A 24,880-nucleotide genomic window follows, 5' to 3' on the forward strand; every position below is an offset into this window, starting at 1 on the left:
CCGATTGAAGGATGAAGCGGGTGCGCTGCCAAGTCATGTTAAGCTTTGTTCATGCCCCGGACGGAATGCCTGGCTGGGTGACGGCGACCCGGCCTGTCCGTTCCAGCTTGCCCCAGCCGACCACCCAGCCGCCAATGGCCGACGCGATCGCCCGCACCACGACCCAGTACATGATCTGGCGGTAGACGAAGCGCTGCGCCACCAGCAGGTGCGGCGGATAGCGCACGTCGTGATTGTCGAGCGCATAGGCCACCCAGCCGCAGAGGACGTCGATGCCGGTGAAGGCCAGCCAGTAGACGCCCATCGTCCACACATCGTTGCTGGTCTGCGCCCAGCCATGCTGGTGCACGCGGACCAGCGTGCCGATGATGGAGGTGATGAGCGCCAGGTCGATCAGGGGCGAAATGGCCGCGAACAATATCTGGAACAGCCAGGCCTGGGGCAGGCCGACCAGGGCAAGGCCGGTGGGCTTCCTATCGCGCAGGATGCGGCGATGCTTCCACAGGCATTGCAGCGTGCCGAAGGCCCAGCGATAGCGCTGCTTGGCCAGCGTCCTGAAGCTTTCGGGCGCCTCGGTCCATGCGACCGCTTCGGGATCATAGGTGACGCGCCAGCCTGCGCGCTGGATCGCGATGGTGAGATCCTGGTCCTCTGCCAGCGTGTTTTCCGGATAGCCTCCAACGGCGTCCAGCGCCGCGCGGCGCCAAGCGCCGACCGCGCCCGGCACCACCGTTATCGCGTCGAAGCCGGCCAGCGCACGCCGTTCCAGATTCTGCGCGGTGATATATTCCACCGCCTGCCAGCGGGTGACGAGGTTCACGCGATTGCCCACCCGCGCGTCGCCCGCCACCGCGCCCAGTGCGGGGTCGGCGAACCAGCGGGCAAGGCGGCGGATCGTCGCCGGCTCGAACTGCGTGTCGGCGTCCAGCGCGATGACGACTTCTCCGGTCGCCTCCTGCAGCGCGCGGTTGAGCGCCGCCGCCTTGCCGCCATTCTGCAGCGTCAGCAGCGTGACGCGCGGATCGTTGGCGAAGGCCTCTGCAACAATGGCGCTGGTTGCGTCCTTCGACCCGTCGTCGGCGACGATCAGCTGAAGGCCCGGATAGTCGCTGGCCAGCACGCGGCGCACCGATTCTTCGATCACCCGCGCCTCATTATAGGCGGGGATGATGACGGAGACGGTCGGCTGATGATCCGGTGGCGTCGGCCGCCCCCGCCGCGCCTGGAACCAGGCGAGCAGCGTCATCAACACCGCCCGCGCCAGCCCCAGGGAGATGGCGACGTAGAAGATCCAGCCGAGCAGCGCGGAAAGTGTCGCCAGCACCACGAATGCGGCGACGTCGACCCGCACTGCCAGCAGGTCGCTGGCCTTGACCGGCGGCATGGCGGCATTCTGCGGCAGCCCGGCAAGTTGGGACACCGGCACGAAGCGATAGCCCTCGGCCCTCAGCTGCGCGATGATGCGGGGAAGCGCGGCCACCGTCTGCGACCGTTCGCCGCCGCCATCGTGCAGCAGCACGATGTTCGCCGACCGCTCGCTGTCGGCCGCATGCACCTGATCGATCACCTGCTGCACGATGGCATCGGCGCCGGGACGCTGCCAGTCATTGGGGTCAACGTGCAGCCCAACCACCGTATAGCCCAGCTTCTGCGCCGTCAGCGCGGGCCCCAGTTCGTCCGCGGTGGTCGGTTCCGCGTCCCCGAAATAGGGTGCACGGAACAGCCGCGTGCTGCGCCCGGTATAGGCCTGCACCAGCCGTTGGGTGGCGTTGAGCTGCAGCCGGGTCGGCTCTTCGGACCATGTGGCGAGATTGGGATGGTCATAGGTGTGATTGCCGATCTCGTCCCCGTCGGCAACGATCCGCTCCAGCAGGCCCGGATGCTCCAGCGCATTTTCCCCGATCACGAAGAAGGTCGCTGGCGTGTGGGTCTGTTCCAGCACGTTCAATATTTTGGGCGTCCATTCCGCGTCCGGCCCGTCGTCGAAGGTGAGGGCCAGCTTCTTGGGGTCCTGCGCACCGGTACGCTGCACCTGATAGGGCGTCGGCATCGTTTCATAGATTTCCTGCGCGATCGTTCCCTGCTGCCCGAAGGTGATGGCGCGATGGCCCTGCGTGGGCGTGGCGGTGATCCGCAATATCTCCCCGGAGCCCTCGACATCCGTATCCAGCGTGCTCGCCATCACGTCCAGCTTCGGGCGGCCGCCGTTGCGCCAGGCGGTCAGGTCCGACCAGATGCCAGGGTCTTCGCTGCCCAGCCGCCAGAGCGCGACGCTCTGGATGCCCAGCCGCTTCAGCACCAACAGCTCGTTCCAGCTCGCGGCGGCGTCCAGCATCCAGATCTGGTGGCGCTGCCCGGCCTCGTCATAGGCAAAGCCGGCATTGCCGCTCGCGGCGTCGTAAAGCGGACGGGCGTCGCTGTCATGCGCGGCCAGCCACGCTTCGTCCAGCGACAGGGCATCGGCGGTGCCGCCATGCCAGTCATAGGCATAGCTGCCCAGCGCGACGACGATATGGTCCGCGCCGATTTCACGCAAGGCGGTCTCGGCTTCCCGCGCGAACCATCCTTGCGCGGCGATGGGGCCCGGCTCGCCACCCTGCCAATGCTGATCGTAATCCATCAGGATCACCCGGTCGGCCACAGCGGCGAAGCGGGCAAGCGGCCAGCCCTGTTCGCCCGCGGGCACGGTCAGCGCGATCTGCGTGCCATGCGGCATGGCCGCGCGCAGCAATTGGAGGAAGCGCAGATAGCCGGGCATGGCATTGCCCGGCAGCGATTCCAGGTCCATGACCAGCCCCGCCTCATGGTTGCGGGCAACAAAGCCGCCTAGCTGCCGGGCGAGTGCCTGCGACGCAGCCGGATCGCGCAACAGCCGCGCCGCACCCGCGCCGTCCCAGCTTTCGCTGCCGATATTCTGCACCATGGGCAGCACTTTGGGCGGCCGGGGCATGGCGGCGATCATGCGGTCGAACGCGGGGTCGCTGGCGACGTGGATGGGCTGGCCGGAACCCGATATGGTGACCAGCGCCGGCACCACCCAGTCGAGCTGTGCGACATGGCGGCGCAGCGACGCGATGCTGCCTTCGTCGCCGGGCATGTAGAAGCCGATGTTGAGCGGCCGGGCCTGCACGTGACGCTTGCCCCAATGCGGCAGCCATTTGGCGATATCGTGCCGCAGCGACGATATGCCCGACAGGCGCGCCGCATGCGGCTGGGGCAGGGGCAACGCAAGGTCACCTTCCGACGGGACGGCGACCAGCGTGGTGGCGAAGGCGATCGCGCCCAGCAGGATAAACAGCAATGCGCCCGCCAGCAGGCGCCGCGCCCAAAGCCCCCGGCGGCCGGTGGGATCGAAGAAGATTGGTCTGCTCATGGTTCGCGCTGTCGCCCTGTTTCGGGACCGCCTTTACGCGGTGGGTCATGCCGGGCCAATGAGCCGCTCATGAACTATTGGTCATGAATCCTCTCAGGGATGCGGGGATGCGGGCACGCGTCGCGGCACGCCCGGCCAAGCTTTTCTACCCCGATGATCAGCAAAGCTTGAAAGACAAATCTCTATCTGAACACTAGATAAGACCGCGTCTCGATTCGCAGGAGAAGAAATATGGAATGGCGCTCTGCAATCGGTCGGCACTGGGGTCGCTGGAGTGACGCCATGAAGCGCGAATTGTTGCGGGAGCCCGACCGCGTGCTGCTGGACCGCGGCCCCGAAGCCCTGGCGCCATCGACCGAGAAAAGCGAACGGATGGAACCCTCGCTGGAATTGCGGTGACAATGGCTGCGGGCTTGCTGCCGTCCGCGCGGCGTCCCTCATCGCAGCGGAAAGCTGCCCCTCAGATCCGCGTCAGCGCCTCCGCCGTCGCGTCCATAAAGCCCGGTTCCTGGTCTCCGGTAAGGGCGTAGGACATGTCGCCGCGCCGCCAATAGGCCACGGACTGTTCGCCCTCCCGCACCGCATCGGGATGCTCGGGCGCGGCGGTCTTCTGATGCACGGCGAAGATCGTCATCCTATGTCCCGTTTCAGTGCGCACCGCCATCAGCAGGGCGGGCGTCTTGTCGGTCGGGAAAAGCTGGACGTCGGTGACATGCCAGTCATCGGGCAATTGGGGCATGGCGATGCGGGTGTTGCGCGCCACTTCCCGCGCGTCGAAGCGGGGGGCTTCGATCTGCGAACGCATATCGGCGCGCAGCATGGCGATCCGGTGCGAGGCGACGGCATAGTTGACATAGGATGGGGGGCGTTCGATCCCCGATACCCACACGGCAAGCGCTGCTGCCAGGCCAGAGGTGGCGAGGCCCGCCGGCATCAGGCCGCGCCAGCGGCTTTTCTGCGGCCGCGTAAGCCGTCCTGCCATGTCCGCCAGGCGGGCGGGCACCGGCCGCCGGTCATGTGTCAGCATCCGCAGCGCGCTACGGATGCTGAGATCGCCCATCACGCGCGCTGCAAGGTCGGGTTGGTGCGAAAGATGGGTTTCCACGACAAAGCGTCGCTCCACATCCAGTTCACCGTCGATATAGGCGTCGATCTCCATATCGGTCGGACGATCAGTCATCGCTTCCTCCTATCAACCGGAGGCCAGCCGCTCCCTGCTGCCCCTCTTCCTTTTCCCTGAGCGCGGCGCGCGCACGCGCCAGCCTTGACATCACCGTGCCCACGGGCACTTCCAGAGCCTCTGCTGCCTGCTGGTAGCTGAAGCCCTCGATAGCGGTCAGATGAAGCACGGCGCGCTGATGTTCGGGCAAAGCGGCGAACTGCCGTGCGATCTGGACAAGCCGGGCATGCTCCTCCTGCCCGGGCTCCAGCCGGTCGACCAGCGTTTCGGCAAAGCGGTCGTTGCGCCGAGCCTCGGACGCCTCGCGCCGTTTCGACGAGAAGAAGACATTATGGACGATCGCCAGCAGCCAGCGGCGGCGGTTGCGGTCGGGCTGGAACGTTTCCTGGCGCTCTATGGCGCGGACGATGGCGTCCTGCACGACGTCGTCGGCATCCTGATCGTCGCGGGTCAGCGAGCGGGCATAGCGCCGCATCGCGACCAGATCATCCCTGATGTCGGAGCCCTCGTTCATCTCGGCCCTATCATGCGGCCCGCGCCGTCGGCGTTGCAAGCGGGACGTGCACCAGTGCGCCATAGCAGCGCGCCACATCGTCGAGCACGTCGTCCCAGGTGAAGCACGCCGCCGCAGCGGCCGCCGCGGCACCCAGCGCAGCGCGGCGACGGGGTCGGCGAACAAGGTCCGCCACCGCCGCCGCATAGGCCCCGACATCCGCCGGCGGCACCAGCAGCCCGGTGCGGCCATGGGCGATCATGGTCGATGCGCTGGGCACATCGGCGGACACGATGGCTAGGCCGGATGCCATCGCCTCCAGATTGACATTGCCGAATGCCTCCGTGACCGAAGGGTTGATCAATATGTCGGCGCTGGCAACGGCCCGGCCCAGTTCTTCACCCGACAAATGGCCCATGAAGGTGGCATTGGGCAGATGTTCCGCCAGCCAGTTCCGCGCCGGGCCTTCGCCGACGATCAGCGGGCGCACCGCCAGGCCCTCGGCACGGACAGCCGCGATCGTCCGGGCGAAGACGGCAAGCCCCTTTTCCATCACCAGCCGCCCGAAGAACAGCGGCACCGCATCGCCGGGCGCGTGGCCGAGGCGCGCGCGGAGGCCCTCGTCGCGCAGCGTGGGGCGGAAACAGTCCGGGTCGATGCCCCGTCCCCAGATCGTCACCCGTTCCGTACCGAAGCGCGCCGCCATGTCCTGGGCGATTGGCTGCGTCGGACAAAGGATGCGATCGCAATCGTCATAAAAGCGATCCAGATAGCGCTCCACCGGCCCGCGCAGGAAAGACAGGCGATAATAATCGAGATAGGTTTCGAAGCGGGTATGCAGGCTCGCGACGACCGGGATGCCGAGCGCGCGCGCATGTTTCTGTGCCTGCCGTCCCAGCAGGTCGGGGGCGGAAAGATGCACGATGTCGGGTGCGAATGCCTCGAAATCCTCCCTGACGGCGCGGGGGAAGCCCAGCGCGACGCGATATTCGGGACGCCCGGGGATGCTGATCGAACGGACGGAGCGCACGTCCCCCACCGATTCGAATGCTTTGCGTGGCGCCGTCGGCGAATAGATCCGGACCTCTGCCCGCAGGCGGTGGAGCAGATAGGCGACAAGCCGGTTGAGCGCCTGATTGGCGCCGTCCCGCACGCAATCATAATTGCCGGAAAACAGGGCGACCCGCAGCGGACGGCGCAACGCCTTCGTCAGCGCGAGGCCGGATGTGGGCAAGCGTATCGAACGGGAACGAAGATCGGCGGCATTGTCCATCGCCGATATACGCCCGGCATCATCTGACTATTCCATGGGCAGTCGGGCTTTTGCAGGAAGATGACCGGCTCGACTGTTTTCATTTTCCGCGACTTCCTGACCGGCGATCAGTTCCGATCGGCTGGAAATCGCTCTAGGCTGGGTGGGTGACTCCATGTTCGCCCTTGCTCATGCTGACCGGATTTCAGCATCCATCCCTTGCCATGGTCCGTTCTGTCCCAGGGGGCGATAAATGCTGAAACAGCGCCGCCATGGTGGGGCAGGGCGGCCCCGGCGACGGGTTCGTCTGGCCCTGGCGGTGATTGCCGTCCTCGCCGTCGCGGGCGCGGCCTATTGCCGTTATCTGGGCTATCCCGACGGGCAGCTCTTCACCGTCCTTCCGGCACAATCGCCCCGGCAGGATGGTACGGTCGCGGTCTTCTTCTCCGGTGACATGGGATTCAATACGGGCATGGGGCCGGTCATCGCCGGCCATGTGGCGCGACAGGGCGTTCCGGTGATCGGGGTCAATTCGCTGACAGCCTTTGCCCGCCGCCGCTCGCTGCAGGAAAGTGCGGCTCTGGTGGAGCAGGCGGCACGCCGCGCCCTCTCGCTGCCGGGCGCGCGCAGGCTGGTGCTGGCCGGGCAATCCTTCGGCGCCAATATATTGCTCGCCGGGCTGGAGCGCCTGCCGCCCCGGTTGCGGTCCCGCGTCGCCATGGTCGTGCTGATCGTCCCGGCCGACACCATGCTGTTTCGCGCCACGCCGGGCGGCGTGTTCGACTTCGGCGACGACGGCCCGGCTACTCCCGTCGCCCGGGCACTGGATTGGGCCCCGGTACTGTGCATCCACGGCATCGAGGAAAGCGGGAGCCTCTGCCCCGGCTGGCGCCAGTCCAATGTGCGCGTCATCGGCCTGCCCGGCGGCCATTTCCTGGACGATGATTCGCAGCGGGTGGCGGAAACCCTGCTGCGTGCCTTGCCTGCCGCGCCGCCGAACATTGCCAAAAGTTCAGGCAGCGCAGAGCCTCCCGCAATCTGAATGCGCCTAGGACGGTGATTGATCGGGAAAGGAGAGGGCATATGAGGGTGGGGAGGCTTTGGGCATTGATGGCATTTCTGGCGGCGGCCGCGCCCCTGTCGGCTGCGCCGGTGTCCGCTGCCCACATCCTTGCTCCGCCGCCTGAAGGCATGTGGCTCAGCCCGCACAACAATGTGGCCGTGCGCACCGGCGCCTGCGGGGACCGGCTGTGCGGCTGGATCGTCTGGGCCGACCGCGAGGCGCAGGCCGACGCGCGCGACGGCGGCACCGCTCGGCTGGTCGGCACCGAATTGCTGGAGGATTATCGCGCCGAGGGCGAGGGCCAATGGCGCGGTACCGTGTTCGTCCCCGATCTGGGACGTCGTTTCAGTTCGGAAATCAGCCTGCTTTCACCGGGTCAGTTGCGGGTCAAGGGCTGCATATTGGGTGGCCTCATCTGCAAGTCGCAGCTCTGGACCAGGATTGAACGGTTGCCGGTGCAATGATGATCGCCGTTCGCCGCGCCCGTCTCTGGCTCGTATCCGCTTTCCTGGCGGCGGCGGCATTGCTTCTGTCGACCTCCAACGCCGCCAATCCGGCGCGGGCGGCGGCCGATCCGCTGCCGGGCGCGGCAGGGCCGGTGGTGGAAAGCCAATATGATCTCCCTCCCATGGGCCGGATCATGGTCTATCGGCCGGCGGGCGTGCCCAGCGGAGTCGTGCTGTCGCTGTCGGGCAGCGACGGCTGGGACGATGAAAGCGCTGACGTCGCCCGCGCCCTGTCGGCACGCGGCGCGCTGGTAGCGGGGATTTCGACACCGTCCTTCCTCCAGGCGTTGCAGGCGACGCACCGCTGCATCAATCCCAATTACGGGATCATCGCGCTGGCTCGCGACCTGCAGCACCGGCTGGCCCTGCCCATGTACGACAAGCCGATCCTGATCGGCCGTGGCGAGGGGGCGGCCCTGGCCTATGCGACGCTGGCCGCCGGACCCGATGGCGCGTACAAGGCGGTATTGTCGCAGGATTTTACGCCCCTTCTGAACGGCGGAGGATCATGGTGCCGGTCCGGCAGCCTGAAGGCCGCGATGATGCGCCAGGGCCGCGGCTTCGCCTTCGCGCCCAGCCGCCGCTTGCCCTCACCCTGGATTGCCCTGGCCGAAGTGCATGCGAGTCCGGCGCTGCGCCGGTTCGTTGCCCACACCGGCAGCGGCACGCTGGTGACGGCGGCAAGGGGGCAGGGGGAACTCGCCCTGCTCTCCCGCATTCGGCCATTCCTTGCCGCGCAGCCAGTCGACGCGGCTTTGCCCAGCGGATTGCCGCTCAATATCGTCGCCGATGCCGCTGCGCCCAGGACAGACATGATGGCGGTCCTTTATTCGGGCGACGGCGGCTGGGTCGGGCTGGACAAGGACGTCGCGGGCCAGCTCGCCCGTGGTGGCATCCCGGTCGTCGGCGTCGACAGCCTGTCCTATTTCTGGAGCCAGCGCACGCCCCAGGGGGCTGCCCATGACCTGAGCGCGATCATCCGGGGCTATTCGCGTCACTGGCACCGGCCCCGCATCCTGCTGGTCGGATACAGCTTCGGCGCGGACGTGCTGCCCTATATCGTCGGTGGCCTGCCCGCGGCCCAGCGCGCCCAGGTGCAGCGCCTGTCCCTGATGGGGCTCAGTCCCACCGCCGATTTCCAGTTCCATCTGAGCAGTTGGCTGAACATGGATTCGGATAGCCAATATCCGACCATCCCCGCCATAGAGCGGCTGCGCGGCGTGCCCATGCTGTGCGTGCGCGGAACGCTGGAGAATGACAGCGCCTGCCCCTCCATCCCCGCCGGACTGGCGCAGATGGTGGTGGTGCCCGGCGGCCATCATTTCGATCGCAACGCTCCGCTGCTGGTGAGCCACATGCTGCAGGGGCTGGCGATATGATCGCGCTCGACCGGATCAGGGCGTGGAAGGGACCGCTCATGGTGGTCGCCATGCTGGCGGTGGCGGCGATCGGACTGGCGGCGCTGCACGGCCTCTTGGCGGAAGTGCGGCTGAAGGACATCCGCCACGCGGTGCACATGATCCCGGACTGGCGGCTGGCGTCGGCGCTCGCGCTGACGGCGGTCAGCTATGTGGCGCTCACCTTCTACGATTATGTCGCATTGCGCATCGTCGGGCGGCCCCTGCCGTGGCGGACGGCCGCTCTGGCGTCCTTTTGCAGTTACACGCTCAGCCACAATCTCGGCCTTTCGCTGCTGACCGGCGGATCGGCACGCTATCGCATCTACACCGCCGCCGGGCTGGAGGCCGGGGACATAGCGCGGATCATCGCCTCTGCCGGCCTGTCCTTCTGGGGCGGCGTATTCCTGCTGGCGGGCGGTTTGATGCTCGTTCATCCCGCCGACATCGGGTTCGTCGCCGGGGCGGTGGGCATGCCGCTGCAGAGGCTGGCGGGCGGGGCGATCCTGCTGGCCGCTGTGGCTGTCCTGTTCCTGCTTGCCCGCCCCGGCCGCGCCCCGCGCCTGTTCGGTTGGCGGATCGCCCTGCCGACGCAGGGGCAGGCGCTCGCCCAGGTCGGGGTCGCCTGCATCGATCTCGCCGCCGCCAGCGCCGCGCTCTTCATCCTGGTGCCCGGCATCGCCCCGGCGCTCTATCCCACGCTGTTCCTGGCCTATGCGCTGGCGATCATCGTCACCCTGGTCAGCCATGTGCCCGGCGGCCTGGGCATATTCGAGGCGGTGATCGTCGCCACCCTGCCCGATGTGGACCGGCCCAGCCTGCTGGCCGCGCTGATCGCCTATCGCCTGATCTATTACCTGATCCCGCTGCTGCTGGGCGTCATCGCCATCGCACTGCATGAAGGCAATGGCTGGCGTCATCCCGTCGGCCGGGTGCTGGGCGGGGCCCAGGCCGCGGCATCGGGCATGGCGCCTCTCATGCTGTCGCTGCTGGTCGCCGTGGGCGGCGTGATCCTGCTGATTTCGGGCGCGCTGCCCGCGATCCAGCAGCGCATGCTCATCGTGACCGGCTGGCTGCCGCTCAGCTTTATCGAGGCGTCCCATTTTGCCGCCAGTATCGTCGGCACGCTGCTGATCCTGCTTGCCTCGGGCCTCTATCGCCGGCTCGATGCGGCTTTCTGGATGACGCGCGCCTTGCTGCTGGCAGGTGCGTTCTTCTCGCTGATCAAGGGGCTCGACTATGAGGAGGCGAGTGCGCTGCTCCTTATCGCCGCGCTGCTGCAATGGACGCGGGGCGCCTTTTACCGCCGCACCAGCTTCATGGCGGAGGCGCTGACCCCTGCCTGGATCGCGACGCTGGCGGTAGCGGTCGGCCTGTCGATCTGGATCGGCTTCTTCGCCTACAAGCATGTCGATTACCAGAACGACCTGTGGTGGCATTTCGGCCCGCACGCCAACGCCGCCCGCTTCCTGCGCGCGGGCCTTGCCAGCGCTGTGCTGGCTGTCGGTGCCGCCTTTTGGCGCATGTTCCGTCCCGCGAACGCACCGCGGCCGATCGATCACCCGTCAACCACGGCCAGCGGCGATGCGCTGCTGCTGGCCGAACGGACAGATGCCCTGCTGGCGACCACCGGGGACAAGCTGTTCCTGACCTCCGCCACCGGACGGGCGTTCGTCATGTACCAGGTGCAGGGGCATAGCTGGATCGTCATGGGCGATCCGGTCGGTGACAAGGCGGAATGGCCCGACCTGCTGTGGCAACTGCGCGAGCGCGCCGATGCCGAACAGGGTCGCCTGCTGCTCTACCAACTGAGCCTGGATGCGCTGCCCCTGGCCATCGACCTGGGCCTCGCCATCGTCAAATATGGCGAGGAGGCCCGCGTCGACCTGCATCATTTCACGCTGGAGGGCGCCGACGCCAAGCCGTTGCGCTATGCCGAGCGCCGCGCCATGCGCGAAGGGGCGACGTTCGAGATTGTGCCCGCATCCGCCGTTCCACCGCTGCTGCCGGAATTGAAGGCGATTTCCGACCAGTGGCTCGCTGCCAAGGGCCATGGCGAAAAGGCCTTCAGCGTCGGTCGTTTCGACCCGGACTATATCGCCGCCTGCAACTGCGCGCTTGTCCGGCAGGAAGGGCGCATCGTCGCCTTCGCCAATATCTGGGAGACCGCCAACCGCCGCGAACTGTCGGTCGACCTGATGCGCCACGCAGCGGAGATGCCCTATGGCACGATGGATTTCCTGTTCATCCGCCTGATGCAATGGGGACGAGAGCAGGGCTATGACTGGTTCACCCTGGGCATAGCGCCGCTGTCGGGCATAGAGGCGCGTCGTCTTTCCCCCTTCTGGGCCAAGGCAGGCGCCTTCTTCTTCCGCCATGGCGAAAGCTTCTACGGTTTCGAGGGGCTGCGCGCCTATAAGGACAAATATGCCCCGCGCTGGGAACCGCGCTTCATTGCCGGACCGCGCGGCATCTCCCTCTCCCGGGCGATGATCGATCTGCAGAAGCTGGTGGGCGGCGGTCCGGGGAGTTCCGCGACGCGGACAAGGCGGCGGCTATCTACCGTCCGCGACAGAGAGCAACGCCAACCGGCTGCGGAAGAAGAAGTCGTCTATATGGAATGATCAGCTGCTAATGATGGTCGTGCCCCTCGGCCAGCGCCTCCAGCACATCGTCGAGGCGCGCGGCATCGCCCAGCGCGATGACCTGGCCGTCGCTGTCATGGGTCAGGGGTTCTCCGGCCCAGTCGCACATGCGACCGCCCGCGCCCTCGACCACCGGCACCAACGCGGCCAGGTCGTGCAATTTGAGGCCCGCTTCGACCACGATATCGACATGGCCGGACGCGACCAGTCCGTAATTATAGCAATCCCCGCCCCAGACCGTGTCCCGGCATTGTCCCGCCAGCCGGGAAAAATGCTCCCCGGTGCAGCCCGGAAACAGCTGCGGCGCGGTGGAGGCCAGGATCGCCTCTTCCAGGGCGCGGCAGGGGCGCGTCGTCACCGGCTTGCCGTTGAAGGTCGTCGGCTGCCCCATCATCCCGGCCCAACGCTCGCCGGCGATGGGCTGGTCGATGATACCGACGGTGGGCCAGCCCGCCTGGGTCAGCGCGATCAGCGTGCCAAAGATCGGTCGCCCCGCAATGAAGCTGCGCGTGCCGTCGATCGGATCGAGAATCCACACCCGCTCCGCATCCTCGCGGACCGCGCCATATTCCTCCCCGATGATACCGTCCTGCGGCCGTTCCTTCTCCAGGATCGCGCGGATCGCAGCTTCCGCCGCCCGGTCCGCCTCCGTCACGGGGGACTGGTCGGATTTGAATTCCATGTCGTAGCGCGCGCGGAAAAAGGGGCGGATCGCCGTGCGGGCGGCGTCGGCAAGGCGGTTGGCAAGGGTCAGGTCGTCGCGGGTCGTCATGCTGCCCGCCTAGAGCATTTTGTCGCCCGGCGGAACGGTCGACGGCCGGAAAATGCGCAAACATATGTCGCGATGCGCGCGCCAAGAGGATAGGTTGGGCCTTCCTCGAACCTTGAAGGAGGGATGTGATGCCCGGTTCTCCCGTCATCCCCGGCCTGCGCTATGCCGATGCGCCCGCCGCCATCCGTTTTCTCTGCCAGGCATTCGGTTTCGAAGTGCAGGCCAGCTATGAGGATGCGGACGATCCGCACATCATTCACCACGCCCAGCTGGTGCTGGGGGAGGGCATGGTGATGCTGGGCAGCGCTCGCGACGGCGAGGCGGAGTCGCTCTATCGCTGGACCACGCCCAGGGAATTGGGCGGCGTCACCACCTGCATCTATGTGATCGTGCCCGATGCCGACGCCCATTGCCTCCACGCCCGGAACGAAGGCGCCGTGGTGGTGACCGAGCCGCATGACAATGACGGCTATCCCGGACGCGGCTATGAAGCGCTGGACCCGGAAGGCAATATCTGGAGCTTCGGCACCTACGATCCCTGGACGCATTCCGCCTAGGGCGGGTTTCGATCTGATTGAATCAGATCGCGGCTCCAGATTCCTTGTTTTCCGCGATCTCCTGACCGGCGATCGGTTCCGATCGCTTGGAAATCGCCCTAAACTTCCCCCGTTTCGCGCCGTCCTACGCCTTCGACATGTCTTGAAGGAGTTGCAGGTGGCGCTGGTCGGCTGGATTGTGAGTTTCATGGCCCTGTTCGGGGGGCTGGCGCTGTGGCAGGACATGCCGGCCGACGGTTCGCCCGCATTGGCGAACATCCTGTTCATGCTGGCTCTGCTGACCTGCCCCTGGCTGTGGCGCGACAAGCCGCTGGGCATATCGCTTAGCCAGCGCATCTTCCTGGCCATGGCGCTGGTGTGCAGCCTGCCGCTGCTGCTGTTTCCGCGCAATTGAGCAAAGTCGCGCCGCCCGATTTCCGCGAACAGGCCAAAAAAAGCCGCCGATGATCCATCGGCGGCTTTTTTTGGTCCTTTGAAACGATCTCAGTCGAACAGGCTGGAAACCGAGCTTTCGTCCGCGATGCGCTTGATCGCCTCGCCCAGCAGGGGTGCGATCGGCAGATGACGGATGCTCTTGGCGCCGCAGACCGCATCGGTGCCCTGGATCGAGTCGGTGATGATCAGTTCCTTGAGTTCCGACGCCTCGACCCGAGCCACCGCGCCGCCTGACAGCACGCCATGGCTGACATAGGCGACCACATCCTCGGCCCCTGCCGCCTTGAGCGCGCCCGCCGCATTGCAGAGTGTCCCCGCCGAATCGACGATGTCGTCGATCAGCACGCAGAAGCGCCCCTTCACGTCGCCGATGATGTTCATCACTTCCGATTCGCCGGCGCGCTCGCGGCGCTTGTCGACGATGGCGAGGGGGGCGTTATCCAGCCGCTTGGCAAGGGCGCGGGCGCGCACCACGCCACCCACGTCCGGCGACACGACCATCAGGTTGCGGTCGCCGAAGCGCGCCTGGATGTCGGCCGACATGACCGGCGCGCCGAACAGATTGTCCGTCGGAATATCGAAAAAGCCCTGGATCTGTCCGGCGTGGAGATCCACCGACAGGACACGGTTGGCGCCCGCCGTGGTGATGAGATTGGCGACCAGCTTGGCCGAGATCGGCGTGCGCGGGCCGGGCTTCCGGTCCTGCCGGGCATAGCCGAAATAGGGGACGACCGCCGTGATTCGCTTGGCCGATGCGCGTTTCAGCGCATCGATCATGATCAGCAGCTCCATCAGATTGTCGTTCGTCGGATAGCTGGTCGACTGGATAACGAACACGTCCTCGCCGCGGACATTCTCATGAATTTCCACGAAAACCTCTTCGTCGGCGAAGCGGCGGACGCTGGCGTCGGTCAGGGGAATCTCGATATAGTCGGCGATGGCGGCCGCGAGCGGCTTGTTGGAATTGCCGGTCATGAGCTTCATGGCCAAACCCCCGTGACAAAATGGTGACGCTGTCGGAACGCGGCCCCTTTAGCGGCGGAGGCCCGTCCTGAAAAGGCGCTTTTGCGCGCCGTCGCAAAATGCTCTAGGGCCGCGCGCATGACCGACAAACTCGTGATAGCCCTGGCCCAGATGACGCAATCGGTGGGCGACCTGTCCGCCAATGCCGATGCGATGCTGGAATGGCGGGCGCGGGCCATGGGCGCCGACCTGATCGTTTATCCCGAATTGCAACTGATCGGCTATCCGCCCGAGGATCTGGTGCTGAAGCCGGCGCTGGTGGAGCGCGCCAATCACGAGCTCGACCGGCTGGCGCAGGCGACCGCCGATGGCGGCCCGGCCATGCTCGTCGGCACGGTCGTGGCGTCGCAGGGCGTCCTGTTCAACGTCGTCGCCCTGCTGGAAAATGGCGCGGTTACCGCCATCCGGCAGAAGCGGGAGCTGCCCAATTATGGGACGTTCGACGAAAAGCGCCTGTTTGCGCCCGGCCCGTTGCCCGCACCCATCGATTTCCGGGGCGTCCGGATCGGCGTCCCGATCTGCGAAGACATCTGGTTCCCCTTCGTCACCGCCCATTTGCGGGCCGAAGGCGCCGAAATCCTGATCAGCCCCAACGGATCGCCGTTCGAGGTGGACAAGGACGACCGCCGCATCAACGCCGTCGCCGGAACGCGGGTCCGCGAAACCGGCCTGCCGCTCGTCTATCTGAACCGCGTCGGCGGGCAGGACGAACTGGTGTTCGATGGCGCCTCCTTCGTGATGAACGGCGACCTCAGCCTGGCGCAGCAGCTTCCCGACTGGGAAGAGGCGCTGGTCCTGACGCACTGGGAAAAATGGGATGGCCAGTGGGTCTGCCTTCCCGGTGAGCGCCATGTGCTCGATGATCGTCCTGCCGACATCTACAACGCCATGGTCCTGGGCCTGCGCGACTATGTGAACAGGAATCGCTTTCCCGGAGTGGTGCTCGGCCTGTCGGGCGGCATTGATTCGGCCTTGTCCGCCGCCGTCGCGGTCGATGCGCTGGGCAGCGACCGGGTCTGGTGCGTGATGATGCCCTCGCGCTTCACCAGCCGGGAAAGCCTCGACGATGCCATCGAATGCGCCCGCCTGCTGGGCGTCCGCTACGACAGCATTCCGATCGAACCGGCGGTCGCAGCCTTTGATTCCATGCTGGCCGACGTCTTCGCCGGTCGCCAGCGCGACCTGACGGAAGAAAATATCCAGTCCCGGATCCGCGGCGTGACGCTGATGGGCCTGTCCAACAAATTCGGCCATATGCTGCTCACCACCGGCAACAAGAGCGAGATGTCGGTCGGTTACGCCACCATCTATGGCGACATGGCGGGCGGCTATTCGGTGTTGAAGGACGCCTACAAGACGACGGTGTTCGACTTGAGCCGCTGGCGGAACGGGAATGTCCCGTCGCTGGGCGAGGCGTTCGGCCCCATCGGCCCCGTCATGCCGGAACGCGTCATTACCAAGCCGCCCAGCGCCGAACTGCGCGACAACCAGAAGGACGAGGACAGCCTGCCCCCTTATGAGGTGCTGGACCCCATACTCTATGGCCTGGTGGAGGAGGAACTGTCGGCCGAGCAACTGGTCGCTCGCGGATTCGAACGCGACACCGTCGCCCGTATCGAGCGGCTGCTTTATGTCGCGGAATATAAGCGCCGCCAGTCGCCGCCCGGCGTGAAGCTCGGCATCCGCAATTTCGGCCGCGACCGCCGCTATCCGATCACCAACGCCTTCCGAACGCTGTAAACCGCATGACAGTCATCACCCGTTTCGCGCCGTCCCCCACCGGCAACCTCCACGTCGGCAATATCCGCGCCGCGCTGCACAACTGGCTGTTCGCGCGGAAGAATGGCGGCCGGTTCCTGCTGCGCCTCGACGATACCGATGTTGAGCGTTCGCGGCCCGAATATGCCGACGGCATCAAGGCTGACCTGAGCTGGCTGGGCCTCCATTGGGACGGGGAGGAGAGGCAGTCCGATCGCTTCGCCCTCTATGAAGAGAAGTTCGAAGCGCTCAAGGCGTCGGGCCATGTCTATCCGGCCTATGAAAGCGCGCAGGAACTGGATCTGCGCCGCAAGGTGCTGCTGGGCCGCGGCCTCCCGCCGGTCTATGACCGGGCGGCGCTGTCGCTCGATGCCGGCCAGATCGCCGCCTATGAAGCCGAAGGGCGCCGCCCGCATTGGCGCTTCAGACTGGACCATGACCCGCCCATCGCCTGGACCGACCTGATCCGCGGCGACCAGCGCTTCGACCCGAAGCTGCTGTCCGATCCCGTGATCCGCCGCGCCGATGGAAGCTGGCTCTATATGCTCCCGTCGGTGATCGACGACATCGCCATGGGCGTCACCCATGTTCTGCGCGGCGAGGACCATGTGTCCAACACCGCGACCCAGATCCAGATGTTCGCCGCCCTGGGTGCGCCACTGCCCGCCTTCGCCCATGAAGCGCTGCTGACGGGCAGTGAGGGCAAGCTCTCCAAACGCCTGGGATCGCTCGGCGTCGCGCATTTTCGCGAGGTGGGCCTTGAACCGATGGCCGTCGCCTCCCTGCTGGCGCGGCTGGGCAGTTCCATGCCGGTGGAACCCTTTACCGACCTGCAGCCGTTGATCGACAGCTTCGACTTCGCTCATTTCGGCCGCGCGCCGGCGCGCTTCGATGAAGGGGAATTGGCGTCCCTCAATCAGAAGATCGTCCACCTGCTGCCCTATGCCGCCGTCGCCGATCGCCTGCCCCAGGGGATGGACGAGGCGGCCTGGGATGCCATCCGACCCAATCTGGAAACGTTGGCGGGGGCGGCCGACTGGTGGCGGATCGTCACTGGCCCGATCGATGCGCCGGCCCCGATGGACGAAGATCGCGATTTCCTTGTCCTTGCGCATGCCCGGCTGGCCGAGGCGAGCTTTGACGCCGCCGTCTGGCGGACCCTGACCGAAGCGCTGAAGGCCGAAACGGGCCGCAAGGGCAAGGCGCTGTTCCTCCCGCTGCGCCGCGCGTTGACGGGACTGGACCATGGACCGGACATGGGCCAGCTGCTGCCGTTGATCGGGCGGGAGGAAGCCTTGGCGCGTTTGGCGGCCTGAAGGGGCTATTCAGCCGGTGCTAGGCTTGCCACCAGGCCGCCATCATCCGCCGGCCGAAAACCTCAGCGCCGCATGAGCTCCAGCGCGCGACCGACGGCCAAAATCCCTTCCGGCGCGGCCGCGAAGCCCATATGGGTGCAATCGACCTCCATTGCCCGGTCCCGCTCGCCCACGCGCCCCCTGGCGCATTCCGGCAGGATCACGCCGTCTCTCCGGGACCAGAGCGCAACCGTCGGCACGGGCGGCTTCTCCTCGCGCCGGCAGGTGAAAGGCGGCCGGTCGACCGGGAAGCCGGAAACAAGTTGATAGAGGCGCCATGCATGATTGGCGCGCGGATCGCCCGAAAAGGGCGTGCCCATCGTCACCACGCCGTTCACCTTGTCCGTGGCATATTTGGCATATTCCCGCGCGAACAGCCCGCCCAGGCTCCAGCCCACCAGCGTCACGGGTGTTCCGCTCGCCCGCCTTATTGCTTCCACCCGGCGATCAATCTGTTCCAGACTGTCCGGCCTGGGCCCGAAATTGCGGCCCATGCCCCAGCCATGCGCCATGAAGCCCGCCGCGTTCAGCACGGCGCGCAAGGGCTCCATCCGCTGCTCGCTGGCGAGCAGGCCGGGGATCAGCAGGATTTGCCGTCCATCGCCACGGATCGCCTGCGCCAGTTCAGATGCTTGCGCGCGCGTACGCGCCAGATCGAAGGGAACCGACGCATTGCCCAGCAGGTGCTGGAGGGAGGGCCGCTCGGCCGCGCGGGGACCGCTCGCCAAACGGCTCTTCCAGAAACTGGCAATGGCGTCGGCGTAGGGCGGCACGAAAATATCTTCCTTTTCCCAGCAGGAAAAATGACATTCTCATGACACAGGCTCCCAAGTCCATGGACATTCGTCCACAGGCATGAACGGTTCGCCGTTTGTGACAGTGCCTTTTTGGGGAAGGATCAGGGCGCCAGCGGCGACGTCTGCGCCACTGTCCTGCCATCGGCCGCCCGCAACTGGCGCGGCTCCAATATGGCGGCGGTCTCGATCAGGTCCAGAGCCCGCCGTGCTTCCATGTAGCGGCGCGCATATTGCATCCAGCCGCCGGCCGCGGCGCGTCCCGGCATCTGCTCCACCTCCGCCAGTGCCGCGTTCACGCGTGCGCCGTCCAGATAGCGGAGTGCCCGGTCCAGCGCTGCCTGCGGCCGGGGAGAGGGCGTGGACGCCCGGTGAATGGTGATGATCTCCCGCGCCTCATGTTCCAGCGCTTCCCACCAGCTTGCGTTCGCGGGGGGGACGGTGACCTGATCGGCGAGGGCGGTCAGCCCGGCGCGCAGATCGGGCAGCGTCACCGGTTCCCGCGCCGCGTTGATGATCGTCGCGACGGCACGCGGCTGCGCCTGTCCAAAACGCAGGCGCAACTGACCCTCGATATAGCCGAGCGGCGCCCCGCTATCCAGCGCCCGGCGGGCCGCGAAGGCGACCAGCAAACCCTCTGCCCGGGCGGCATTGCCCGATGCTGCCTGCGCTTCCACCGTGATGCGGTTGAGCCGTTCCTCAAGCTGCACGACCCGCGCGTCCAGCATCTGCCCGGCATCGGTGGAGAGCGGGCGCATCGGTACGCCCGGCGCGATGGCATTCAGCAGGGGATCGCTTTGCATGGACGCTTGCTGCGGCGCATTCCATCGCTGGATGCGCGGCAGGGCGAGAACGGTCAGCACGACCCCGATGGCAAAGGCAAGCAAGACCAGCAGCACCAGCAGCCAGGATCCACGCCGCGCGGGGCGCGTTGCCGCCGCGCCGCCGGGCGGGCCATCCGTGTCGCTCATCAAGGGCTTTTCTTCCATATGCAGCGGATCATTCGCACAATCGGACGGCGAGGGCCAGCATCCTCTCATCATCAGGCTTTTCCGGAGCCTGGGCGCTGGCCCAGCCGGTGCCGCAAGCCGCCAGCGCGGCGGGGCTGATCGCGATCAGGTGCAGGAACGCGCGCTGCCCCGGCCCGACATGCCGCGCCAGCAGCTCACCGGCGCGAGGAGAGTGGACCAGCAGGATGCTGTCAGCCTCCAGGCGTTCCGCCAGCCCGTCATCACCGGTCCGCAGCATTTCATAAACGACGACCCGCTCGATCCGTAGCGCGCCCGCATCGATCGGCGCCACCGTCCGTCCGGCCAGGTGCAGCACATGGCCATGGCCGTCCGCCGCGATCCGCCGCGCAATGGCGGTGCCGTCGCCGTTCCCCGCGACAATCCGGGCGAAACCCGCTTCCTCCAGCGTCTTCGCCGTCGCCCGGCCGACCGCATAAGCGGGCAGGTTCCGATAAAGCGCCAATGATGGCCCCGCCAACCGGACCGCATTGGCGCTGGTCAGCAACAGGGCGTCGAACCTTTCCGGGGCCGGGGCGTCCCATTGCAGCGCCTGGGGCACGAACAGCGGAAAGATGCGGGTTTCAAGTCCCAGTTCCGCCGCCCGTTCCGCCGTCCTGCCCGCCCCCGGTTCGGGCCGCAGGATGACGACTTGCCTCACGCTTCGAACAGTGCGCGAAGCGCGGGACTGGCGCGATCCAGCAGCCCGCGTCCCATATCCCCGGCCGCGGCGGCGTCGCCCCGGCTGATCCGCAGCGAATCGCTGACCGTCTCCCGCCCGTCGGGGCTGATGATCTCCGTCCGCAGATGGATCTGCCCATCCTCCAGCCGCGCCAGCGCCGCGATCGGCGAATGGCATGTACCGCCCAGCCCGGCCAGCACCGCGCGTTCCGCCATCACGCAATCGAAGGTGTCGGCATCGCTGATCGCCGCCAGCAGTTCCAGCATCGCTTCATTGGTGCTCAGCGTCTCCACGCCCACGGCGCCCTGGGACGGCGCGGGCAGCATGACCTCGACAGGGATGGTGACGCCCACATCGCCCTGGTCCAGTCGGTCCAGCCCGGCCGCCGCCAACAGGGTCGCGTGCGCCTCTCCTCTTTCCAGCTTGGCCAGTCGGGTAGCGACATTGCCGCGGAACAGGATGACCTCCGCGTCGGGGCGAAGCCGCTTGACCTGCGCCGCCCGGCGGGGGGAGCTGGTGCCCACCACCGGCCTTTCCGGGAGCGCCGCGAAACTCTCCGCGCCCACCAGCCGGTCGCGCACGTCGGCGCGGGGCAGCATGGCGGCGATCCGGATTTCGGCGGGGCGGATGGTTTCCACATCCTTCATCGAATGCACCGCGAAATCGATCTCGCCGCTGGTCAGCGCGCGGTCCAGCTCCTTGGTCCACAGCGCCTTGCCCCCGATCTCCGCAAGCGCCCGGTCCTGGATCCGGTCACCGCTGGTCTGCACCACGACGATCTCGATCGCGCCTTCATCCCAGCCATGATGGGCGCGCAGCGCCGCCATCGTCATATGCGCCTGCGCCAGCGCAAGCGGGGAACCGCGCGTGCCGAGGCGCAGGGGCGTGTGGGGCGGACGGGAAGGCTTTTGCATGATCCCGCTTGCTCTAATGACCACGGGCATTAGATGGAAGCGGCAATGACGATCATCCTGGGCCTGGAATCAAGCTGCGACGAAACTGCGGCGGCGCTGGTGACGGGGGGGGGCAGGATCCTGGCCCACCGCCTCGCCACGCAGGAGGAGGCGCATCGCCCCTATGGCGGCGTCGTCCCCGAAATCGCTGCCCGCGCCCATGTCGAAGTGCTTTCGCCCTTGATAGAGGCGGCGCTCAAGGACGCCGACCTCACCCTCGCCGATGTGGACGTGATCGCCGCCACGGCCGGTCCCGGCCTGATCGGCGGCGTGATGGTCGGCCTCGTCACCGGCAAGGCGCTTGCCCATGCCGCCGGCAAGCCCCTGATCGCGGTCAACCACCTCGAAGGCCATGCCCTTTCGCCGCGTCTGGCCGATCCGACGCTGCAATTCCCCTATCTGCTGCTGCTGGTGTCGGGCGGCCATTGCCAGTTGCTGCATGTGCGCGGGCCGGGCGATTATGCCCGCCTCGCCACGACCATAGATGATGCGAGCGGAGAGGCCTTCGACAAGACGGCGAAGCTGCTTGGCCTGGGCTATCCCGGCGGCCCGGCGGTCGAGAAGGCCGCCGCCGCGGGCAATCCGAAAGCCGTCCCCCTGCCGCGCCCGCTGGTTGGCACGGTCGAGCCGCATTTTTCCTTCGCCGGCCTCAAAAGCGCGGTCATGCGCGCCGCCCAGTCCGGTCAATATTCGACCGGGGACATTGCGGCCAGCTTCCAGCAAGCCGTCATCGATTGCCTGGTCGACCGCACGGAGCGGCAGTTGGCCGGCCTTCACGACATCACCGCCCTCGTCGTCGCGGGGGGCGTCGCCGCCAACCGGTCGATCCGCGCCGCGCTGGAAGCGCTGGCCGCCCGGCACGACCTGCCCTTCGTCGCGCCGCCGCTCTGGCTCTGCACGGACAATGCGGCGATGATCGCCTGGGCCGGGGCGGAACGCTATGCGGCGGGGCTGATCGACGATCTCACCGTTCCGGCGCGCCCGCGCTGGCCGCTGGACCCCGGCGCAGAAAAGGCGCGCGGCGCAGGAGTGAAAGCATGAACGCCCCCTCCCTGAAAGCAGGTGTGATAGGCGCCGGCGCCTGGGGCACCGCGCTTGCCCAGACGCTGGCGGCGGACGGCCAGCATGTCCGGCTTTGGGCGCTGGAACCTGAAGTGGTGGCGGCGGTCAACGGCGAGCGCCAGAACCCGCTCTATCTGCCTGCCATCCCGCTCAGCGCCTCGATCGAGGCGACCGGCGACATGGCCGCCATGGCCGACCGCGACCTGTTGCTGATCGTCAGCCCTGCCCAGCATCTGCGCGCCGTCGTGGCGCAGGCACCCGCGGGCACGCCGCTCATCCTCTGTTCCAAGGGGATCGAGGCGGGGACCAGCCTGCTGATGTCCGAAGTGGCGAGAGAAGCGCAGCCGACCTCGCCCATCGCCGTCCTTTCGGGGCCGACCTTCGCCCATGAAGTCGCGAAGGGCCTGCCGACCGCGATCACGCTGGCCTGCGCCGACGCCGGTCTCGCCGCGACGATCGCCGCCCGCATCGCGCGGCCGGCCTTTCGCCCCTATCTGTCGGACGATGTCGTCGGCGCGGAGATCGGCGGCGCGGTGAAGAACGTGCTCGCGATCGCCTGCGGCGTTGCGGAGGGCGCGGGCCTGGGCCTCAACGCCCGCGCCTCGCTGATCAGCCGGGGATTTGCCGAGATGACCCGCTTCGGCCTGGCCAGGGGCGCGCGCGCCGAGACACTGGCGGGCCTGTCCGGGCTGGGTGATCTCGTCCTTACCTGTTCCTCGACCAACAGCCGAAACTTCTCGCTCGGCAAGGGGCTGGGGGAGGGGCAGGCGGCCGCGGCCCTGCTCGCCAACCGCCGGACCGTCGCGGAAGGGGCCTTTACCGCGCCCGTGCTGCGCGAGGCCGCTCGCGCCGCCCATGTCGAAATGCCCGTGGTCGAGGCGGTCTGCGCCCTTCTGGAAGACGCGGCGCCGCTTGCCCAGGTGATGGATGCGTTGCTCGCTCGCCCGCTGCGCGCCGAATAAATTCATCGCCCCATCATCATTTATTGCTACAGTCCGGCTCCACAAGATGACGCAACGGTCTTGAGTTCACAGGGGGATCATAGGTTTTTGGCGGCTGAAGAGGCCTCTCCGGCGCAGCAGGATGATATTGCGGCGCTCGCCAAGGGTGGACGGACCAATGTGTTCGGTTTCCTGCTCCGCCTTGCGGCGCGCCTGCCGTTCCTGTTCATCGCCGGGCGCTGGTATGGGGCCGATGCTCTGGGCCGCTTCGCCTATGCGGTGCTGGTGGTGGAATTCATCGCCCAGCTCGCGACGCTGGGCCTGAAGCGCGGCCTCGCGGGCGCGCTGACCCAGACCCGGCGGCCGCACAGCCATGTCGTGACCGACGCCATGGTGGTGACGTTGATCGCTTCCCTCATGGGCAGCGCGATCCTGGTCGCCATTCCCCAGGCCATGTTCCCGAACAGCGGCATCAACGGCCTCGACCGGCTGCTCGCCCTGATCGTGATCGCCGTCGCGGGGTCCGACGTGGCGCTGGCCGCCTGCGCCTACCGCTTCGACATCGGCGCCACGGTGCGCGCGCGATCGATCATAGAGCCGTGGGCGATCAGCATCGGCGCCTTTGCCTTTGCCTTCTATTCGACCCGCGACGGCCTGATCCTCTCCTACGTCCTCTCGATGGTGTCGGCGCTCGTCGCCTCCATCATCCCGATGACCCGCCATTATGGCATCCCCTATGGCTGGCGCCCCGATGTCGGCAGGCTTTGGCGCCTCGCCCGCCGCAATCTCCCGCTGGCGGCCGCGGACGGCGTGGAATGGGGGTCGCGCCGGCTCGACATGGCGATCCTTGGCCTGTTCGTCAGTCCGGCGGTCGTCGGCATCTATTATGTCGCCCAGCAGGTCGCATCCCTGCCCCAGAAACTGAAGACCAGCTTCGACCCGATCCTCGGCCCCGTCATCACGCGCAATCTTTCGGAGGGCAATCTGACCGCCATAGCCAGGCAGGTGAGCCAGGTGGGCTTCTGGATCATCGCGGCGCAGGCGGGCATCGCGCTCGCGCTGGGCATTCCGGGTGAAGCGGTCATGGGTCTTGTTGGACCCCATTTCGTCGGCGGAACCGGCGCGCTCGCCTTCCTGCTGCTGGCCGAAGTCGTGGCGGCGACCGCCGTCGTCAGCGAATCGGCGCTGGTCTATATTGCGCGCCATCGCAATCTGATGATCTCGCTGCTGATGATCGGCCTGCAGGCGGCGCTCAGTTTCGCCCTGATCTTCGCCGCGCGGCGCCTGGGCCTGAGCGACATGGCCGTCGCCGCCGCCCCTGCGCTGGCGCTCAGCATCGCGCTTGGCGCCAGCGCGCTGGTCAAGGCGCGCCTGCTGTCAAGGCTGCTGGGCGCGAAGGTCAATGCCTGGCGCTGGCCGCTGCTCAGCGCTTCCGGCGTAGCCTGCATCGTCGGCGCGGCTTTCGTCGCGCTGCCGCCTCATTTCGAATGGATGGAACTGGTCTTCGGCGTCTTCACCATTCTTGGCGTCTATGGCCTGGTCATCTGGCGCTGGGGTTTCGGCCCCGATGACCGCGCACTGTTCCGGAAGCAGAAGGCCGCCTGAATCGACCGCCTCGTGCTCCTGCCTGCG

22 protein-coding genes are annotated in these 24,880 nt (G+C 67.1%); 12 read left to right on the forward strand and 10 right to left on the reverse strand.

The annotated features are described in order from the left end of the window. Window positions 1–49: 49 nt before the first annotated feature. A complete protein-coding gene (locus MRBLSP13_RS16905; RefSeq protein ID WP_363738840.1) occupies window positions 50–3,373 on the reverse strand; it encodes a glycosyltransferase in 3,324 nt (1,107 codons plus the stop codon). Between the two features lie 231 nt (window positions 3,374–3,604). On the opposite strand from MRBLSP13_RS16905, the gene MRBLSP13_RS16910 reads away from it, so the two are divergent. After that, the gene (locus tag MRBLSP13_RS16910) at window positions 3,605–3,772 is read left to right on the forward strand and encodes a hypothetical protein (protein ID WP_363738842.1); all 168 of its coding nucleotides are present in this window, start codon (window positions 3,605–3,607) and stop codon (window positions 3,770–3,772) included. Window positions 3,773–3,833: 61 nt separating this feature from the next. Here the strand turns inward: MRBLSP13_RS16910 and MRBLSP13_RS16915 are convergent, their stop codons facing one another. The 3 genes from MRBLSP13_RS16915 to MRBLSP13_RS16925 are packed head-to-tail and all read right to left on the reverse strand — an operon-like array spanning window position 3,834 to window position 6,319. After that, a complete protein-coding gene (locus MRBLSP13_RS16915) occupies window positions 3,834–4,553 on the reverse strand; it encodes an anti-sigma factor family protein (protein WP_363738844.1) in 720 nt (239 codons plus the stop codon). Then, entirely contained in the window at window positions 4,546–5,067 is a 522-nt protein-coding gene (locus MRBLSP13_RS16920; RefSeq protein ID WP_363738846.1) for a sigma-70 family RNA polymerase sigma factor, read from the reverse strand. Before MRBLSP13_RS16920 ends, MRBLSP13_RS16915 begins: the two co-directional genes overlap by 8 nt. Window positions 5,068–5,077: 10 nt before the next feature. Further along, window positions 5,078–6,319, reverse strand: coding sequence for a glycosyltransferase family 4 protein (locus MRBLSP13_RS16925; RefSeq protein WP_363755642.1), 1,242 nt, complete (start codon window positions 6,317–6,319; stop codon window positions 5,078–5,080). Between the two features lie 232 nt (window positions 6,320–6,551). On the opposite strand from MRBLSP13_RS16925, the gene MRBLSP13_RS16930 reads away from it, so the two are divergent. The 4 genes from MRBLSP13_RS16930 to mprF are packed head-to-tail and all read left to right on the forward strand — an operon-like array spanning window position 6,552 to window position 11,888. Further along, window positions 6,552–7,340, forward strand: coding sequence for an AcvB/VirJ family lysyl-phosphatidylglycerol hydrolase (locus MRBLSP13_RS16930; protein WP_363755644.1), 789 nt, complete (start codon window positions 6,552–6,554; stop codon window positions 7,338–7,340). 41 nt (window positions 7,341–7,381) lie between these two features. Next, window positions 7,382–7,825 (forward strand): DUF2147 domain-containing protein, encoded by a 444-nt coding sequence (locus MRBLSP13_RS16935; protein ID WP_363738850.1) that lies wholly within the window; start codon window positions 7,382–7,384, stop codon window positions 7,823–7,825. Next, the gene (locus MRBLSP13_RS16940; RefSeq protein WP_363755646.1) at window positions 7,822–9,246 is read left to right on the forward strand and encodes a virulence factor family protein; all 1,425 of its coding nucleotides are present in this window, start codon (window positions 7,822–7,824) and stop codon (window positions 9,244–9,246) included. The genes MRBLSP13_RS16935 and MRBLSP13_RS16940 overlap by 4 nt, the downstream gene beginning before the upstream one ends. After that, complete coding sequence (gene mprF / locus MRBLSP13_RS16945) at window positions 9,243–11,888, forward strand: bifunctional lysylphosphatidylglycerol flippase/synthetase MprF (protein WP_363755648.1); 2,646 nt, start codon at window positions 9,243–9,245, stop codon at window positions 11,886–11,888. Before MRBLSP13_RS16940 ends, mprF begins: the two co-directional genes overlap by 4 nt. A 7-nt stretch (window positions 11,889–11,895) precedes the next feature. On the opposite strand, the gene hisN is transcribed toward mprF, so the two are convergent. Next, window positions 11,896–12,681 (reverse strand): histidinol-phosphatase, encoded by a 786-nt coding sequence (hisN, locus tag MRBLSP13_RS16950; RefSeq protein WP_363755650.1) that lies wholly within the window; start codon window positions 12,679–12,681, stop codon window positions 11,896–11,898. Between the two features lie 128 nt (window positions 12,682–12,809). On the opposite strand from hisN, the gene MRBLSP13_RS16955 reads away from it, so the two are divergent. Together MRBLSP13_RS16955 and MRBLSP13_RS16960 are read left to right on the forward strand one after the other, a co-directional pair. After that, window positions 12,810–13,238, forward strand: a complete 429-nt coding sequence (locus tag MRBLSP13_RS16955) for a VOC family protein (RefSeq protein ID WP_363738855.1) — start codon at window positions 12,810–12,812, stop codon at window positions 13,236–13,238. Between the two features lie 142 nt (window positions 13,239–13,380). Beyond that, a complete protein-coding gene (locus tag MRBLSP13_RS16960; RefSeq protein ID WP_414714721.1) occupies window positions 13,381–13,632 on the forward strand; it encodes a hypothetical protein in 252 nt (83 codons plus the stop codon). A gap of 89 nt (window positions 13,633–13,721) precedes the next feature. On the opposite strand, the gene MRBLSP13_RS16965 is transcribed toward MRBLSP13_RS16960, so the two are convergent. Continuing rightward, on the reverse strand, window positions 13,722–14,657 hold the full coding sequence (locus MRBLSP13_RS16965) for a ribose-phosphate pyrophosphokinase (protein WP_133653505.1): 936 nt from the start codon (window positions 14,655–14,657) through the stop codon (window positions 13,722–13,724). 117 nt (window positions 14,658–14,774) lie between these two features. Between MRBLSP13_RS16965 and MRBLSP13_RS16970 the strand changes: the two genes are divergently transcribed. Beyond that, window positions 14,775–16,436 carry an NAD+ synthase gene (locus MRBLSP13_RS16970; protein ID WP_363755653.1) on the forward strand — a complete coding sequence of 554 codons (1,662 nt, stop codon included), beginning with the start codon at window positions 14,775–14,777 and terminating at the stop codon, window positions 16,434–16,436. Window positions 16,437–16,441: 5 nt separating this feature from the next. Beyond that, window positions 16,442–17,770 (forward strand): glutamate--tRNA ligase, encoded by a 1,329-nt coding sequence (gene gltX / locus MRBLSP13_RS16975; protein WP_363755655.1) that lies wholly within the window; start codon window positions 16,442–16,444, stop codon window positions 17,768–17,770. A gap of 62 nt (window positions 17,771–17,832) precedes the next feature. On the opposite strand, the gene MRBLSP13_RS16980 is transcribed toward gltX, so the two are convergent. The 4 genes from MRBLSP13_RS16980 to hemC all read right to left on the reverse strand — a co-directional run bounded on the left by MRBLSP13_RS16980 (window position 17,833) and on the right by hemC (window position 21,206). Further along, entirely contained in the window at window positions 17,833–18,582 is a 750-nt protein-coding gene (locus tag MRBLSP13_RS16980; RefSeq protein WP_363755657.1) for an esterase/lipase family protein, read from the reverse strand. Window positions 18,583–18,707: 125 nt separating this feature from the next. Further along, window positions 18,708–19,592 (reverse strand): hypothetical protein, encoded by an 885-nt coding sequence (locus tag MRBLSP13_RS16985; protein ID WP_414714722.1) that lies wholly within the window; start codon window positions 19,590–19,592, stop codon window positions 18,708–18,710. Window positions 19,593–19,602: 10 nt separating this feature from the next. Then, window positions 19,603–20,271, reverse strand: coding sequence for a uroporphyrinogen-III synthase (locus MRBLSP13_RS16990; protein WP_363755661.1), 669 nt, complete (start codon window positions 20,269–20,271; stop codon window positions 19,603–19,605). Continuing rightward, on the reverse strand, window positions 20,268–21,206 hold the full coding sequence (hemC, locus tag MRBLSP13_RS16995; RefSeq protein WP_363755663.1) for a hydroxymethylbilane synthase: 939 nt from the start codon (window positions 21,204–21,206) through the stop codon (window positions 20,268–20,270). Before hemC ends, MRBLSP13_RS16990 begins: the two co-directional genes overlap by 4 nt. Before the next feature lie 45 nt (window positions 21,207–21,251). Between hemC and tsaD the strand changes: the two genes are divergently transcribed. From tsaD to MRBLSP13_RS17010, 3 genes are all read left to right on the forward strand, one after another. Beyond that, the gene (gene tsaD, locus MRBLSP13_RS17000) at window positions 21,252–22,286 is read left to right on the forward strand and encodes a tRNA (adenosine(37)-N6)-threonylcarbamoyltransferase complex transferase subunit TsaD (protein WP_363755665.1); all 1,035 of its coding nucleotides are present in this window, start codon (window positions 21,252–21,254) and stop codon (window positions 22,284–22,286) included. Continuing rightward, window positions 22,283–23,269 carry an NAD(P)H-dependent glycerol-3-phosphate dehydrogenase gene (locus MRBLSP13_RS17005; protein ID WP_363738871.1) on the forward strand — a complete coding sequence of 329 codons (987 nt, stop codon included), beginning with the start codon at window positions 22,283–22,285 and terminating at the stop codon, window positions 23,267–23,269. Before tsaD ends, MRBLSP13_RS17005 begins: the two co-directional genes overlap by 4 nt. A gap of 87 nt (window positions 23,270–23,356) precedes the next feature. Next, a complete protein-coding gene (locus MRBLSP13_RS17010) occupies window positions 23,357–24,853 on the forward strand; it encodes a lipopolysaccharide biosynthesis protein (RefSeq protein WP_363738873.1) in 1,497 nt (498 codons plus the stop codon). Window positions 24,854–24,880: the final 27 nt, after the last annotated feature.

The sequence above is a fragment of the Sphingobium sp. LSP13-1-1.1 genome (assembly GCF_040676415.1).
Lineage (GTDB): Bacteria > Pseudomonadota > Alphaproteobacteria > Sphingomonadales > Sphingomonadaceae > Sphingobium.

What these genes read in the sequence shown, in the direction of transcription:
- MRBLSP13_RS16925 (WP_363755642.1), bottom strand. Translation starts at nt 6,319, where the DNA reads ATGGACAATGCCGCCGATCTTCGTTCCCGTTCGATACGCTTGCCCACA.
- MRBLSP13_RS16905 (WP_363738840.1), bottom strand. Translation starts at nt 3,373, where the DNA reads ATGAGCAGACCAATCTTCTTCGATCCCACCGGCCGCCGGGGGCTTTGG.
- MRBLSP13_RS16985 (WP_414714722.1), bottom strand. Translation starts at nt 19,592, where the DNA reads ATGGAAGAAAAGCCCTTGATGAGCGACACGGATGGCCCGCCCGGCGGC.
- hisN (WP_363755650.1), bottom strand. Translation starts at nt 12,681, where the DNA reads ATGACGACCCGCGACGACCTGACCCTTGCCAACCGCCTTGCCGACGCC.
- mprF (WP_363755648.1), top strand. Translation starts at nt 9,243, where the DNA reads ATGATCGCGCTCGACCGGATCAGGGCGTGGAAGGGACCGCTCATGGTG.
- MRBLSP13_RS16930 (WP_363755644.1), top strand. Translation starts at nt 6,552, where the DNA reads ATGCTGAAACAGCGCCGCCATGGTGGGGCAGGGCGGCCCCGGCGACGG.
- MRBLSP13_RS16940 (WP_363755646.1), top strand. Translation starts at nt 7,822, where the DNA reads ATGATGATCGCCGTTCGCCGCGCCCGTCTCTGGCTCGTATCCGCTTTC.
- MRBLSP13_RS16935 (WP_363738850.1), top strand. Translation starts at nt 7,382, where the DNA reads ATGAGGGTGGGGAGGCTTTGGGCATTGATGGCATTTCTGGCGGCGGCC.
- MRBLSP13_RS16965 (WP_133653505.1), bottom strand. Translation starts at nt 14,657, where the DNA reads ATGAAGCTCATGACCGGCAATTCCAACAAGCCGCTCGCGGCCGCCATC.
- tsaD (WP_363755665.1), top strand. Translation starts at nt 21,252, where the DNA reads ATGACGATCATCCTGGGCCTGGAATCAAGCTGCGACGAAACTGCGGCG.
- MRBLSP13_RS16910 (WP_363738842.1), top strand. Translation starts at nt 3,605, where the DNA reads ATGGAATGGCGCTCTGCAATCGGTCGGCACTGGGGTCGCTGGAGTGAC.
- MRBLSP13_RS17005 (WP_363738871.1), top strand. Translation starts at nt 22,283, where the DNA reads ATGAACGCCCCCTCCCTGAAAGCAGGTGTGATAGGCGCCGGCGCCTGG.
- MRBLSP13_RS16970 (WP_363755653.1), top strand. Translation starts at nt 14,775, where the DNA reads ATGACCGACAAACTCGTGATAGCCCTGGCCCAGATGACGCAATCGGTG.
- MRBLSP13_RS16920 (WP_363738846.1), bottom strand. Translation starts at nt 5,067, where the DNA reads ATGAACGAGGGCTCCGACATCAGGGATGATCTGGTCGCGATGCGGCGC.
- MRBLSP13_RS16915 (WP_363738844.1), bottom strand. Translation starts at nt 4,553, where the DNA reads ATGACTGATCGTCCGACCGATATGGAGATCGACGCCTATATCGACGGT.
- hemC (WP_363755663.1), bottom strand. Translation starts at nt 21,206, where the DNA reads ATGCAAAAGCCTTCCCGTCCGCCCCACACGCCCCTGCGCCTCGGCACG.
- MRBLSP13_RS16955 (WP_363738855.1), top strand. Translation starts at nt 12,810, where the DNA reads ATGCCCGGTTCTCCCGTCATCCCCGGCCTGCGCTATGCCGATGCGCCC.
- gltX (WP_363755655.1), top strand. Translation starts at nt 16,442, where the DNA reads ATGACAGTCATCACCCGTTTCGCGCCGTCCCCCACCGGCAACCTCCAC.